General features: G+C 71.8%; 14 protein-coding genes. 8 read left to right on the plus strand and 6 right to left on the minus strand.

Features of this window, described 5'->3' with window-relative positions:
* The first annotated feature begins 210 nt into the window (after positions 1-210).
* Positions 211-861 carry an Lrp/AsnC family transcriptional regulator gene (locus ACH4RG_RS00440; protein WP_397918895.1) on the plus strand — a complete coding sequence of 217 codons (651 nt, stop codon included), beginning with the start codon at positions 211-213 and terminating at the stop codon, positions 859-861.
* Positions 862-876: 15 nt separating this feature from the next.
* On the opposite strand, the gene ACH4RG_RS00445 is transcribed toward ACH4RG_RS00440, so the two are convergent.
* A complete protein-coding gene (locus ACH4RG_RS00445) occupies positions 877-1,473 on the minus strand; it encodes a TetR family transcriptional regulator (RefSeq protein WP_018957271.1) in 597 nt (198 codons plus the stop codon).
* 156 nt (positions 1,474-1,629) lie between these two features.
* Here ACH4RG_RS00445 and paaN point away from each other — a divergent pair, with 156 nt between their 5' ends.
* Positions 1,630-3,330, plus strand: coding sequence for a phenylacetic acid degradation protein PaaN (gene paaN, locus ACH4RG_RS00450; protein WP_398538870.1), 1,701 nt, complete (start codon positions 1,630-1,632; stop codon positions 3,328-3,330).
* 18 nt (positions 3,331-3,348) lie between these two features.
* Here the strand turns inward: paaN and ACH4RG_RS00455 are convergent, their stop codons facing one another.
* From ACH4RG_RS00455 to ACH4RG_RS00465, 3 genes are read right to left on the minus strand one after another with little or no spacing between them, the layout of a single operon-like run.
* Positions 3,349-4,083, minus strand: coding sequence for a TrmH family RNA methyltransferase (locus tag ACH4RG_RS00455; protein WP_398538871.1), 735 nt, complete (start codon positions 4,081-4,083; stop codon positions 3,349-3,351).
* Positions 4,080-5,477, minus strand: a complete 1,398-nt coding sequence (locus tag ACH4RG_RS00460) for an HTTM domain-containing protein (protein ID WP_398538872.1) — start codon at positions 5,475-5,477, stop codon at positions 4,080-4,082. The genes ACH4RG_RS00455 and ACH4RG_RS00460 overlap by 4 nt, the downstream gene beginning before the upstream one ends.
* Positions 5,474-6,313, minus strand: coding sequence for a DUF5819 family protein (locus ACH4RG_RS00465; RefSeq protein WP_398538873.1), 840 nt, complete (start codon positions 6,311-6,313; stop codon positions 5,474-5,476). Before ACH4RG_RS00465 ends, ACH4RG_RS00460 begins: the two co-directional genes overlap by 4 nt.
* A gap of 115 nt (positions 6,314-6,428) precedes the next feature.
* Here ACH4RG_RS00465 and paaA point away from each other — a divergent pair, with 115 nt between their 5' ends.
* The 6 genes from paaA to ACH4RG_RS00495 all read left to right on the plus strand — a co-directional run bounded on the left by paaA (position 6,429) and on the right by ACH4RG_RS00495 (position 11,460).
* On the plus strand, positions 6,429-7,475 hold the full coding sequence (gene paaA / locus ACH4RG_RS00470) for a 1,2-phenylacetyl-CoA epoxidase subunit PaaA (RefSeq protein WP_398538874.1): 1,047 nt from the start codon (positions 6,429-6,431) through the stop codon (positions 7,473-7,475).
* Positions 7,472-7,762, plus strand: a complete 291-nt coding sequence (gene paaB, locus ACH4RG_RS00475; RefSeq protein ID WP_007447213.1) for a 1,2-phenylacetyl-CoA epoxidase subunit PaaB — start codon at positions 7,472-7,474, stop codon at positions 7,760-7,762. The genes paaA and paaB overlap by 4 nt, the downstream gene beginning before the upstream one ends.
* Complete coding sequence (gene paaC, locus ACH4RG_RS00480) at positions 7,759-8,475, plus strand: 1,2-phenylacetyl-CoA epoxidase subunit PaaC (protein WP_397929426.1); 717 nt, start codon at positions 7,759-7,761, stop codon at positions 8,473-8,475. Before paaB ends, paaC begins: the two co-directional genes overlap by 4 nt.
* Positions 8,469-8,966, plus strand: a complete 498-nt coding sequence (gene paaD / locus ACH4RG_RS00485; RefSeq protein ID WP_397918880.1) for a 1,2-phenylacetyl-CoA epoxidase subunit PaaD — start codon at positions 8,469-8,471, stop codon at positions 8,964-8,966. The genes paaC and paaD overlap by 7 nt, the downstream gene beginning before the upstream one ends.
* Positions 8,967-10,025, plus strand: coding sequence for a 2Fe-2S iron-sulfur cluster-binding protein (locus ACH4RG_RS00490; protein WP_397918878.1), 1,059 nt, complete (start codon positions 8,967-8,969; stop codon positions 10,023-10,025).
* A 256-nt stretch (positions 10,026-10,281) separates the two neighbouring features.
* Positions 10,282-11,460: an acyl-CoA dehydrogenase family protein gene (locus tag ACH4RG_RS00495; protein ID WP_397929423.1), complete on the plus strand. Its 1,179-nt coding sequence runs from the start codon at positions 10,282-10,284 to the stop codon at positions 11,458-11,460.
* Between the two features lie 48 nt (positions 11,461-11,508).
* Here ACH4RG_RS00495 and ACH4RG_RS00500 read toward each other — a convergent pair whose 3' ends face one another.
* Both ACH4RG_RS00500 and ACH4RG_RS00505 read right to left on the minus strand, forming a co-directional pair.
* Positions 11,509-11,853 carry a rhodanese-like domain-containing protein gene (locus ACH4RG_RS00500; protein WP_215105740.1) on the minus strand — a complete coding sequence of 115 codons (345 nt, stop codon included), beginning with the start codon at positions 11,851-11,853 and terminating at the stop codon, positions 11,509-11,511.
* A 91-nt stretch (positions 11,854-11,944) separates the two neighbouring features.
* Positions 11,945-12,913 (minus strand): J domain-containing protein, encoded by a 969-nt coding sequence (locus tag ACH4RG_RS00505; protein ID WP_397918874.1) that lies wholly within the window; start codon positions 12,911-12,913, stop codon positions 11,945-11,947.
* Positions 12,914-13,052 lie beyond the last annotated feature (139 nt).

Here is a 13,052-nt window from a genome sequence, read left to right on the forward strand (position 1 = left end):
CTGGCATCGAGGGAGATCGGGGGTGGTCGATCAGGGGTCGACAGGGAGCGAGACGTCGAGGGGTGGGCGGGGCACGGATGTGGTGTGCCTCACCTACCGATTGTTCGGTCGCGGGGGCATTTTGGCTACAGGCGCCGTCAGCCTGTGGACAAACGGTTCTCCACAGCCTGGGATAGGGACAGGTCGTCCACGACAGGGAGGCGCGGGCAGATGGCAGCTGAACAAATGGCCGACAGGGGCGAGGAGCCGCGCCCTGCCTCGCCTGTCGGCACGCCGCCGACCGCACCGGCGGCCGTACCGCAGACCGCGCCCGCGGTCGTCCCGTCGGCCGCGCCCGCGGCCGTACCGTCGGTCGCACCCGTCGGCCCGGTGGCGGAGCCCCCGGTCCCGCCCGCGCGGCCGCTGGACGCCGTCGATCGCGACATCCTGCGCATCCTCCAGACGGACGGGCGCGCGTCGATACGTTCCGTGGCCGAACGGGTCCACGTATCGCGCGCCAACGCCTACGCCCGGATCAACCGGCTCGTCGAGGACGGCGTCATCCGCGGCTTCGGCGCCCGGGTCGACCACGAGCGGGCGGGCCAGGGGGCGTCCGCGTACATCACGCTCAAGATCGTGCAGAACTCCTGGCGCACCGTGCGCGAGCAGCTCCAGGCGCTGCCGGGGGCCACGCACATCGCCCTGGTCAGCGGCGACTTCGACGTACTGCTCCTGGTGCACACGCCGGACAACCGGGCGCTGCGGGAGCTGGTCCTCACCCGGATCCAGTCCATCCCCGAGGTGCTCTCGACGCGCACCCTGCTGGTGTTCGAGGAGACGGACCTCGGACCGCGCCCGGACCGGCCGGCCGAGCTCTCCTGAGCGCGACGGGCAGGCTCAGCGGCCGTTCGCCCGCAGCCCCTCGAAGGCCAGCTGGACGATGGTGTCCGCGAGCTGCTCCTCCCCCGGGAAACCGCCCGGCTGCGGCCGGTACCACTCGACCAGCGAGTTGACCATGCCGAACAGCAGCCGGGTCGCCAGCCGTATGTCCACGTCCGCCCGGAGGTCGCCCTCGGTGACAGCCGCCTGGAGCAGCTCGGACACCCGCTGGTCGAACTCGCGGCGCCGTTCCAGCGCCCAGCGCTCCGTCTTCGTGTTGCCGCGCACGCGGAGCAGCAGGGTGACGTAGGGGACCTCGGCCATCAGCAGGTCGACCGTCCGACGCGTGACGTACTCGACCCGTTCGACCGCGCGCCCGCGCTGCGCCCCCGGCTCGTCGAGGATGGCGAAGAGCCCGTCGAGCGCCCGGCTCACGGCCCGGCGCAGCAGCTCCTCCTTTCCCGCCACATGGTGGTAGATGGAGGATTTCGAGATGCCCGCCGCCCGGGAGAGGTGCTCCATGGAGGTGCCGTCGTAGCCGCGCTCGTTGAAGACCCTGACGGCGACGGTGAGCAGGGTCTCCGGTGTGTACGTGTCCCGCTTGGCCGTGGTCATGTCCGCGATCCTCCCCCATGAGGGATCAGTCCCGCACAGGCGGGGACCGTCGTAGTTGTCCACAGGTTCCCCAGGGCCCCTTGTCCCGACCGATCGTTCGGTTACGCTGACTCCGTCCGTACGTCCCCGCCCGGCTCGATGAGGAGTTGGTCCGCCATGGCCGCCGTGCTCACCCCCCAACAGCTGTCCGAGACCCACCGGCCCACGCTCGACCAGACCCTCGACGCGATCAGTACCCGCGCGTACTGGTCACCGCACCCCGAGCACCCGAAGGCCTACGGGGAGGGCGGGGCCCCGGGCAGTCTCGGCGCGGCCGAGGGCAAGACCGCCTTCGACGCCGTCCTGAACACCCGTCTCGACCTGGGGCAGCCCGGCACCGACGGCTGGACCGGCGGCGAGGTCTCGCCGTACGGGCCGGAGCTCGGCGTCGAGTATCCGCACGCCGACCTGGACGTCCTGCTTCCGGCCATGAAGGCCGGCACGGGCGCCTGGCGCGCGGCGGGACCGGAGATCCGGGCCCTGGTCTGTCTGGAGATCCTTTCGCGGATCAGCGCCCGCACCCACGAGCTGGGCCACGCCGTGATGCACACGAGCGGCCAGGCGTTCATGATGGCGTTCCAGGCGGGCGGCCCGCATGCCCAGGACCGTGGCCTGGAGGCCGTGGCGTACGCCTACCGGGAGCAGGTCCGCACCCCGGAGACCGCCGACTGGTCCAAGCCGCAGGGCAAGCGCGATCCGCTGAAGCTGCACAAGTCGTTCATCACGTCCGGCCGCGGCATCGCGCTGCTCATCGGCTGCAACACGTTCCCCACGTGGAACGGCTATCCCGGACTCTTCGCCTCCCTCGCCACGGGCAACCCGGTGCTGGTCAAGCCGCACCCGCGTGCCGTGCTTCCGCTGGCGCTCACGGTGTCCATCGCCCGCGAGGTGCTGAGCGAGGCGGGCTTCGACCCGAATCTGGTCGCGCTGGCCGCCGAGCGGCCCGGCGAGGGCATCGCCAAGACCCTCGCGGTCCGCCCCGAGATCCGGATCATCGACTACACCGGCTCCACCGCCTTCGGCGACTGGCTGGAGGAGAACGCCCGCCAGGCCCAGGTCTACACGGAGAAGGCCGGCGTCAACACGATCGTCGTCGACTCCACCGACGACTACCGGGGCATGCTCGCCAACCTGGCGTTCTCGCTCTCGCTGTACAGCGGCCAGATGTGCACCACCCCGCAGAACCTGCTGATTCCCCGGGACGGCATCGCCACCGACGACGGCGCCAAGTCCTACGACGACGTGGTCGCCGACATCGCGGCCGCCGTCACCGGACTGCTCGGCGACGACGCCCGCGCGTCCGCCCTGCTCGGCGCCCTGGTCAACCCGGACGTCAGGGCCCGGGTGGAGGCGGCCGGTGAGCTGGGCGAGGTGGCCCTTCCCTCGCGTACGGTCGCGAACGCCGAATTCCCCGACGCGGTCGTCCGCACGCCGGTCATCGTGAAGCTCGACGGCACCAAGACCGACGACGGCGCGGCCTACCTCTCGGAGTGCTTCGGGCCGGTGTCCTTCGCCGTCGCCGTCGAGTCGACGTCCGCCGCCCTGGACCTGCTCCGCCGGACGATCCGCGACAAGGGGGCGATGACGGTCGGCGCCTACACCACGTCCCCCGAGGTGGAGCGCGCCGTCGAGGACGTCTGCCTGGACGAGTCCGCCCAGCTCTCCCTGAACCTGACCGGCGGGGTCTACGTCAACCAGACCGCGGCCTTCTCCGACTTCCACGGCTCCGGTGGCAACCCCGCCGCGAACGCGGCGCTCTGTGACGGAGCCTTCGTCGCCAACCGCTTCCGCGTGGTGGAGGTGCGCCGCCAGGCCTAGACACGTCTCCGGCAGGCGTCAGAGGCGAGGGTCCGGGACGTCGGCGTGGCGCTGCACCCACGCGTGCATCGCGATGGCGGCGGCGGCACCGGCGTTGATGGACCGGGTCGAGCCGAACTGCGCGATCGAGCACACCATGGAGGCGTGCTCACGCGCTTCCTCGGTCAGGCCCGGCCCCTCCTGGCCGAAGAGCAGGACGCAGCGGCGCGGCAGCACGGTGCGCTCCAGCGGTACGGCGCCGGGGAGGTTGTCGATCCCGATGATCGGCAGCTCTTCGGCCGCCGCCCACGCGGTCAGGTCCGCCGTGTCGGGATGGTGGCGCACATGCTGGTAGCGGTCGGTGACCATGGCCCCGCGCCGGTTCCAGCGCCGCCGGCCCACGATGTGGATCTCCTTGGCCAGGAAGGCGTTGGCGGTCCGCACCACCGAGCCGATGTTGAAGTCGTGGCCCCAGTTCTCCACGGCGACGTGGAAGTCGTGCCGCCGAAGATCGAGATCGGCGACGATCGCCTCCCGCGTCCAGTAGCGGTACGCGTCACCGACGTTGCGGCGGTCGCCCTGGGCCAGCAGCTCGGGGTCGTAGCGCTCGCCCGCGGGCCAGGGCAGCGGGTGCGGCCCGACACCGACCTGCTGGCCGTAGCCGTCGTCGTACTGGAGGAGCTCCTCCTGAAGAGGCCCCGCCGGGGAGTCTTCCGCCGGGCGGGGTTCCGCCGCTGGCGGGGTCTGCTGGGTTCTGCCGGTCTCACTGCTCACCCGACGAGCGTATGGCCCCCGCCGCCGCCCTGACGCCGGGACTCCTCCGTGCCGCCCCCGCCGTCCTTCGCCGGCCCGGCCTCCGGGGGGCCGGCGGGGCCGTACGCGATGCCGGACGCCCCGGGCTCCCCCGGTGTGCGCGACCGGCCGGGCAGCCCGGAGAGCAGCCGCCGCCTGCCGATCGTGGCGCGGGCTCCCAGCCACATGAGGAAGGCCGTCGGCAGGAACACGGCGTCGGCCGCGATCATCGCCATGGAGAAGAACGGCAGCCCCAGGAGCAGGGCGATCCCCGCGTGCTCGCAGATCATCACCACCAGCAGGATGTTCTTGACGCGCCGGTTGAACAGCGTGAACGGAAAGGCGACCTGCACGATGACCGTGCCGTACGTCAGCACCATCACCATCAGCCCGCTGGCGCCCAGGATGTCCGACAGGGCGGGCCACGGGGTGAAGTAGTCGAGGTTGAGCGGGTAGTAGAGCGCGGTGCCGTCCTGCCAGCGCGATCCCTGGATCTTGTACCAGCCTGCGGTCGCGTAGATCAGGCAGACCTCGGCCATGATCACGGCGAGCGTGGCGTTGTGCGCGAGGTTGGCCAGCACATCGAGCAGGGTGCGGAGCTCGCCGTGCGGCAGATAGCGGTTCACGGCCCACCAAGCGGCGGCGGAGAGCCAGACCGTCCACAGCAGAGTCGGCAGCCACCAGGTGCCGCCGAGTCCTCCCATCAGCGTGGCCGTCACGAGGACGGGGCCGAGGAGCACCCAGAGCACCGGGCCCACGATGTCCCGCGGGGCCGGCAGGCCCGCCGCGGCACGTTGCGCGGCGCGCGCCGCGCGCCGCGCGTCCAGCGACCAGACCTGGGCGCAGCGCGTCAGCACCAGGTAGATCGCCACGAGGTGGACGACGTTGTCGCCGCCGTCGCCCATGAAGATGCTGCGGTTCTGCACGGAGAGCACGCCGACCATGAAGAGGACGGACATGGTCCGGGTCCGCCACCCGAGCAGCAGCGCCGCCGCGGACAGCAGCGTGAGGGCGTACACGGCCTCGAACCAGGCCGTGCTGTCCGTCCACATCAGGACGGAGAAGGCCTCGTTGCCGTTGGTGAGCCGGCGGGCCAGGTCCCAGTGCCACGGGCTGTCCGGGCCGTACAGCTCATGGCGGTTCGGCAGCTCGCGCAGCAGGAAGAAGAGGTAGGTGGCGGCGAAGCCGATCCGGACGACGGCGCTCTGGTACGGACCGAGGGCCGAGGCGGTGACGCGCTGGAGGGCACGGGCAGGGCCCCCGCCGAGACCGCCGGGACCGCCGGAAGGGGGCACGGTCGGGCGGGGAGCCGGGGGCTGTGCGCCCATGTTCTGTGGGCCCGCGCTCTGGGGGCCGGCGGGCGAGGGGACGGTCACTGGCTCGCCTCCACGCCGCGCGCCTCGTCCCGCTCCCGGTCCCGGTCCCGGTCCGCGTCATGCTCGGGAAGGTCGTCCGGCGTCACGGTCCACCAGGGGAGTACCCGGTAGACGGGCCGGGTACTGATTTTCTCTTTGCTCCACGGGGGCGGGGCGATGGAGCTGGTGGCGGAACGGAGCTGGATGCGCTCGATCGTGCCGCCGTAGTCGCGCTCGCTCAGCCGCAGCATCGTGATGCGCCGCACGTAGCGCTCGGAGAGATCCCCGCGCAGACCGTTGGGGCGGTTCTCGGTGTCGTGGGAATTGACGTAGAAGTCCCAGCCCCGGCGGAGCTCGTTCTGATCAACGTGGCTGGGGAAGAAGTTGCCACGTATCTGTTCGCCGTCCTCGTGCGTCAGGTTCATCCACCTGGTCGTGCGGCGGCCGTCGGCCCCCACCACTTCGGCGCGCACGTGGACGGCGACGTTCTGCTGGAGCGGGTTGGGAGCGAAGAGCTTCCAGTTCTGCTCGAACTCCGGGTAGATCCAGCGGTCGATCGTCTTCCCGTGCTGTTTGGACAGCGTGTTGGACGGGGCGACGTGCAGGAACACCATGACCACCTGTGTGCAGGCGAGCAGCCCGATCAGGGACAGCGCCAGAGCCGCGACCACCTGGTAGGGAAAGGAGAGCCCGGCCATGCCCCGGCCGGTGGCCGAGGGACCCGGCGCCGGGGAGGTCGGCGGGGGGGTCGGCGGTATGGCTTCGGGGGTGTCCCGCGCTTCCGCCGGCCGGTTCAACGCCTGCGGCCAGACGCCCTTCCCCCCGCCCGCAGAGCTCCTGTCGTGGTCCGAATCCATCCCGCCCCGATCACCGTCGATCACCACTCAGTTATCCACAGGGTTGACACCCTACGGGCCTCCGACTCACCATTGAAGCCAAGGAACCGAACGATCGGTCGGTAGGGAGCCCGGGATGGCGGCAGTGACTGCGGACCAGACGACGCAGAAGACGCTCGGCACGGAGGACGCGGTGGACGCGGACCGCATCGCGGCTTTCGACGCGGCCGTGGCGGCGGACGAGCGGATCGAGCCGCGCGACTGGATGCCCGACGCCTACCGGGCGACGCTGGTGCGCCAGATGGCGCAGCACGCCCACTCGGAGATCATCGGCATGCAGCCCGAGGCCAACTGGATCACCCGGGCGCCCTCGCTGCGCCGCAAGGCGATCCTCATGGCCAAGGTGCAGGACGAGGCGGGACACGGCCTGTATCTCTACAGCGCCGCCGAGACCCTGAGCACCAGCCGCGAGGAGCTGCTCGACAAGCTCCACGCGGGCCGCCAGCGCTATTCGTCGATCTTCAACTACCCCACGCTGACGTGGGCCGACGTCGGCGCCATCGGGTGGCTGGTGGACGGGGCGGCGATCACCAACCAGGTGCCGCTCTGCCGCTGCTCCTACGGCCCCTACGCCCGTGCGATGGTCCGCATCTGCAAGGAGGAGTCCTTCCACCAGCGCCAGGGGTACGAGCTGCTCCTCGCCCTCAGCCGCGGTACCGAGGCCCAGCACGCCATGGCCCAGGACGCGGTGAATCGCTGGTGGTGGCCCTCCTTGATGATGTTCGGCCCGCCCGACGACGCCTCGTCGCACTCCGAGCAGTCCATGGCCTGGAAGATCAAGCGGCACTCCAACGACGAGCTGCGCCGGCGCTTCGTGGACATCTGCGTTCCCCAGGCCGAAGCGCTGGGCCTGGAGCTCCCCGACCCGGACATCCGGTGGAACGAGGAGCTCGGCCGGCACGAGTTCGGCGCGATCGACTGGGCCGAGTTCCAGGCGGTCCTCAAGGGCAACGGCCCCTGCAACGAACAGCGGATCACCCAGCGTCGCAGGGCCCACGAGGAGGGCGCCTGGGTCCGCGACGCGGCAGCGGCGTACGCCGCCAAGCACGCCCCGGCGCAGTCATCGCCCCGGACGTCGGCACAGCACAGCGCGCCCGCGCACCACGTGGAGGAGACGGCATGAGCAGCTCGACCGACTGGCCCCTGTGGGAGGTCTTCGTGCGCTCGCGCCGCGGACTGTCCCACACCCACGCGGGCAGCTTGCACGCGCCGGACGCCGAGATGGCCCTGCGCAACGCCCGCGACCTCTACACCCGCCGCTCGGAAGGCGTCTCCATCTGGGTGGTCCCGTCCACCGGGATCACCGCCTCCTCCCCCGACGAGAAGGACTCCTTCTTCGAGCCGGCCGGCGACAAGCCCTACCGCCACCCGACCTTCTACGAGATCCCGGACGGGGTGAAGCACCTGTGAGCGCCGCCCTCGCCCTCGGCGACGACGCGCTGGTGCTCTCGCACCGGCTGGGGGAGTGGGCCGGCCACGCCCCCGTCCTGGAGGAGGAGGTGGCCCTCGCCAACATCGCCCTCGACCTGCTGGGACAGGCCCGGGTGCTGCTCTCGCTCGTCGGCGACGAGGACGAGCTCGCGTACCTCCGCGAGGAACGGGCCTTCCGCAACCTCCAGCTGGTCGAGCAGCCGAACGGGGACTTCGCGCACACCATCGCCCGGCAGCTCTACTTCTCGGTCTACCAGCACCTGCTGTACGAGCGGCTGGCGGCCGGGGACAGCGAGTTCACCGGGCTCGCGGCGAAGGCCGTCAAGGAGGTGGCCTACCACCGCGACCACGCCGAGCAGTGGGTCCTGAGGCTCGGCGACGGCACCGAGGAGAGCCACGACCGGATGCGGAACGGTCTGGACGCGCTGTGGCGGTTCACCGGGGAGATGTTCCAGCCGGTCGAGGGGCTCGGCTCCCCGGACTCCGGTCTCGACTGGCAGGCGCTGGAGGCCGGTTGGCTCGCCGCCGTCACCGATGTCGTCGAGCGGGCCGGTCTGACCCTCCCGGCGGGCCGGCGGTCCGGGGGCTGGGCGGCCGGAGCGGGTCGGCAGGGCCTGCACACCGAACCGTTCGGCCGCATGATCGCCGAGATGCAGCACCTGCACCGCAGCCATCCGGGGGCGTCATGGTGACCGACACCCGGCTGGAGGCGGAGCTGCGCGACCTCGCCGGCTCCGTGCCCGACCCCGAACTGCCGGTGCTGACCCTGGCGGAGCTCGGCGTCCTGCGGGACGTACGCCTGGACGGGCCGGGCCGGGTGACCGTACAGCTCACTCCGACCTACACCGGCTGCCCGGCGATCGAGGCGATGTCCGCCGACATCGAGCGGGTGCTGCACGACCACGGCGTACCGGTCGTCTCGGTGGTCACCGTCCTGACGCCGGCCTGGTCGACGGACGACATCAGCGCCGAAGGGCGCCGCAAGCTGGCCGAGTTCGGCATCGCCCCGCCGCGCTCCCAGGGTGCCGACGGCGGCCCCGTGCCGCTGACGCTCTCGGTGCGCTGCCCGCACTGCGGTTCCACGGACACGGAACTGCTCAGCCGGTTCTCGTCCACGGCGTGCAAGGCCCTGCGCCGCTGCGTCGCCTGCCGTGAACCGTTCGACCACTTCAAGGAGTTGTAGATGTTCCATCCGCTCCGGGTCAGCGCGGTCGAACGGATCACGGACGACGCGGTGGCCGTGACGCTCGCCGTGCCGGCCGAGCTGCGCGAGACCTTCCGCCACACCCCCGGCCAGCATCTGAACGTGCGCTACACCGTGGACGGCCAGGAGATCCGCCGTTCGTACTCGATCTGCGCACCGGCCACCGAACAGCCCGGCGAACCGGTCCTGCGGGTGGGCATCCGCAGGGTCGACGGCGGGGCGTTCTCCACGTACGCCCTCAAGGAGCTGGCCGTCGGGGACCGGGTCGAAGCCATGCCTCCGATGGGCCGATTCGTCCTGAAGCCCCGGCCCGGTCTGTTCGCGGCGGTGGTCGGCGGCAGTGGCATCACCCCGGTGCTGTCCATGGCGGCCACCCTGCTCGACCGGGAACCGACGGCCCGGTTCTGCCTGATCCGCAGCGACCGCACGGCGGCCTCGACGATGTTCCTCGACGAGGTGGCCGACCTCAAGGACCGTTGTCCGGACCGCTTCCAGCTGGTCACCGCGCTCTCCCGGGAGGAGCAGTCGGCCGGCCTCCCCTCCGGGCGGCTGGACGCCGAGCGGCTCACCGGCCTGCTGCCCGCCCTGCTTCCGGTGGCGGAGGTGGACGGCTGGTTCCTGTGCGGGCCGCTCGGCCTTGTACGGGGCACGGAGAAGGCCCTGAAAACCCTCGGCGTCGACCGCTCCCGGGTCCACCAGGAGATCTTCCACGTCGACGAGGGCCCCCGCGACGCGACGGTGGCCGAGGTCGCCGCCCCGTCCGACGCCGTGCTGACGGCCACCCTCCACGGCCGCTCGGGCAGCTGGCCCGTGCAGGACACCGAATCCCTGCTGGAGACGGTACTGCGAAGCCGCTCGGACGCTCCGTACGCCTGCAAGGGAGGGGTGTGCGGGACCTGCCGGGCGTTCCTCGTCTCGGGCGAGGTCCGGATGGACCGCAACTTCGCGCTGGAACCCGAGGAGACCGGGGCGGGCTTCGTGCTGGCCTGTCAGTCGCACCCGCTCACCCCGGAGGTGGAGTTGGACTTCGACCGCTGAGGTCGCTGAGGCCACTGAGGACGTCGAGGCGGTTGAGGTCCGAGATCGCCGAGGCCGTTGGGACAGCTGAGGAGCCGCTGGGATCGCCCAGGCCCGCTGGGATCGCCCAGGCCCGCCGGGATCGCTCAGGCCGCTGAGGGCCTCCAGTGCCGAGGCGCTTACGCACTGCACCGGCCCCGCACTGTTCCCTTCCCCTAGAACCTGTTCTATCTTGACGGCCCGTCATGTCGTGCACGGTTAGCGGGAGGCCGGGACAGTGGACTTCACCTTCACCGAGGAACAGCGAGCGGCCGTCGAGGCGGCCAGGGCGGTCTTCTCGGACGTCGCCCCCGACCGCGTTCCCAGCCCCGCCCTGACCCCGGGCGCCGTGGCGGAGGACATCGACCGACAGCTGTGGAACGAGCTGGCGCGCACGGATCTGCTCGGTCTCACCCTGTCGCCGGACCACGGAGGCGCGGGCCTCGACCCGATCGCGCTCTGCCTGGTCCTGCGGGAGTCGGCGAAGGTGCTGGCCAGGGTCCCGCTGCTGGAGAGCTGTGCGGTGGCCATGGCGGTCCAGCGGTACGGCGGGAGCACTCTCGCGGCGGAGCTGCTCCCCCCGGCAGGCCGGGGTGAACTGATCCTGACCGTCGGCGCCAACGGGCGCAGCGGTCACGATCCCGCCGAACTCGCCGTCGCCGCACGGCGGTACGGGGAGAGCGGCGAGAGCGATGAAGGCCTCGGGGCGGCGGCGAGCGGCTCCGGCTGGGTGCTCGACGGGGTGCAGTCCGCGGTTCCCTGGGCCCAGGTGGCCGACCGGATCGCCATCCCCGCGCACACCGCGGGGGGCCGCCCGGTCCTGGCCCTCGTGCCCCGTACCCGCGACGGCGTCACCTTGGCGGACCAGGTATCCACCAGCGGTGAGCGGCTGGCCGAGGTCCGGCTCGACGGCGCCCGGGTGACGGACCGCGAACTGATCGACGTTCCGGGCTGCTGGGAGTGGCTGCGGTCCCTGCTCACCACGGGAACCTGCGCACTCGCGCTCGGGCTGGGCGAGCGGGTGCTTGCGATGACCGCCGCGTACACCGGCGAGCGCGAGCAGTTCGGGTTCCCGGTCGCCACGTTCCAGGCGGTGGCCGTCCAGGCAGCCGACCGGTACATCGACCTGCGGGCGATGGAGGCGACGCTCTGGCAGGCCGCCTGGCGGATCTCGGCCGACGCCGGGGGGCCGATGCCCACCGCGGGCGATGTCGCCGTGGCGAAGATCTGGGCCTCCGACGGCGTCCGCCGCGTCGTGCAGACCGCACAGCACCTGCACGGCGGCTTCGGCGCGGACACCGACTACCCCCTGCACCGCTTCCACGCCTGGGCGAAGCAGATCGAGCTCTCCCTGGGCCCGGCCGCGGCCCATGAGGAGGCCTTGGGCGACCTGCTGGCCGCCCACCCGCTCGGCTGACCGGCAGCACCGACAGCACCCACAGCACCGACCAGGCCCGCCCGGGAGTCAGAGGACGAAGGCAGGTGTCCCGTTGTCCGTGACCATCGGGCGCCCTGCGCCGTCCCAGGCCTGCATGCCGCCGTCGATGTTCACGGCGTCGATGCCCTGCTGAACCAGGTACTGGGTGACCTGGGCCGACCGGCCGCCGACCCGGCACATCACATGGACGCGCCGGCCGTCCTCGGCGGACTCGGTCAGCTCGCCGAACCGGCCCACGAAGTCGCTCATCGGGATGTGCAGCGCACCCTCGACGTGACCGGCCGCCCACTCGTCGTTCTCACGGACGTCCAGGACGAAGCCGTCCGACGGCACCGCCGCGGCGTCCACCGAGGGCAGCGGGGCGAAGTTCATGGGTCATGCCTTCTCTCGTGCGGTCTTGGACCTCGTACATTGGGGCCTCGTGCAGGGGCCCCGTCCGTACGCGGCAGAGTCACCCGGAACGCTACTGCACCATCCCCGCGAGCTCGGCCTCGCGCCGGGACACCTCGCCCAGCAGTTGCTCCGCGACGTCCTCCAACAGCTGATCCGGGTCGTCCGGGGCCATCCGGAGCATCGAGCCGATCGGGCCGTCCTCCAGTTCCTTGGCGAGCACCGTCAGCAGCTCCTTGCGCCGGCTGAGCCACTCCAGCCGGGCGTAGAGCTCCTCGCTCTCGCTCGGCGGGGCCAGGGGCTGCACCGGGCCGGCCGCCCACTCCGCCACGAGCTCCTTGAGGAGGTCGACGTCGCCGCGCCCGTAGGCGGCGTTCACCCGGGCGATGAACTCGTCCCGGCGCTGCCGTTCCGGCTCGTCCTGGGCGAGGTCGGGGTGCGCCTTGCGGGCCAGCTCCCGGTAGAGCTTGCGGGCCTCCTCGCTCGGCCTGACCCGCTTCGGCGGCCGGACCGGCTGATCGGTGAGCATCGCCGCGGCCTCCGGGGACAGCCCGTCGGTGTCCATCCAGTCGTGGAACAGCTCGTCGACCCCGGGCATCGGCATGACGACCGCCCGCGCTTCCCGCGCCTTGCGCTCGTCCTCCGGATCCCCGGTCCGAGCGGCCCGCGCCTCGGCGATCAGTGCGTCCAGCTCGTCGAGGCGGGTGTACATCGGGCCGAGCTTCTGGTGGTGCAGCCGGGAGAAGTTCTCGACCTCCACCCGGAAGGTCTCCACCGCGATCTCGAACTCGATCAACGCCTGTTCGGCGACCTGCACCGCCCTGGCCAGCCGCGTCTCGGGGCGCGGCGCGGCGTCCTCGGGACCGGTGGACTCCCCGGCAGCGGCATCCGGAGGGCCGGAAGCGTCCGGCGCCTCCGGAGCGTCCCGCGCCCCTGGGGCGTCCCCCGCTTCGGGGACGGATCGGGGCGCGTCCGGCCGGTCGTTGTCCTGCCGGTCTTCATCGTTCCGGGTGGTCGGCACCCCGGCGGCTTCGTGGGTCACCCGTCCAGCGTATGGCCACGGCCCGGCGGCGCGGCACACACGGGTGGGCCCGGACAGAGCCCCACCCGTCACGAACAGAGTCACACCGCCTCGCGGACAGAGCCCCACCCGTCACGGACGGAGCCGCACCCCGACACGA

Origin of the sequence: Streptomyces sp. NPDC021019 (assembly GCF_044333295.1) — a bacterium.
In the GTDB taxonomy this organism is placed as follows: domain Bacteria; phylum Actinomycetota; class Actinomycetes; order Streptomycetales; family Streptomycetaceae; genus Streptomyces.

Coding starts and splice junctions, on each gene's coding strand:
- paaD (WP_397918880.1), top strand. CDS start 8,469: ATGGTGACCGACACCCGGCTGGAGGCGGAGCTGCGCGACCTCGCCGGC.
- ACH4RG_RS00440 (WP_397918895.1), top strand. CDS start 211: ATGGCAGCTGAACAAATGGCCGACAGGGGCGAGGAGCCGCGCCCTGCC.
- paaA (WP_398538874.1), top strand. CDS start 6,429: ATGGCGGCAGTGACTGCGGACCAGACGACGCAGAAGACGCTCGGCACG.
- paaB (WP_007447213.1), top strand. CDS start 7,472: ATGAGCAGCTCGACCGACTGGCCCCTGTGGGAGGTCTTCGTGCGCTCG.
- paaN (WP_398538870.1), top strand. CDS start 1,630: ATGGCCGCCGTGCTCACCCCCCAACAGCTGTCCGAGACCCACCGGCCC.
- ACH4RG_RS00465 (WP_398538873.1), bottom strand. CDS start 6,313: ATGGATTCGGACCACGACAGGAGCTCTGCGGGCGGGGGGAAGGGCGTC.
- ACH4RG_RS00445 (WP_018957271.1), bottom strand. CDS start 1,473: ATGACCACGGCCAAGCGGGACACGTACACACCGGAGACCCTGCTCACC.
- ACH4RG_RS00490 (WP_397918878.1), top strand. CDS start 8,967: ATGTTCCATCCGCTCCGGGTCAGCGCGGTCGAACGGATCACGGACGAC.
- ACH4RG_RS00500 (WP_215105740.1), bottom strand. CDS start 11,853: ATGAACTTCGCCCCGCTGCCCTCGGTGGACGCCGCGGCGGTGCCGTCG.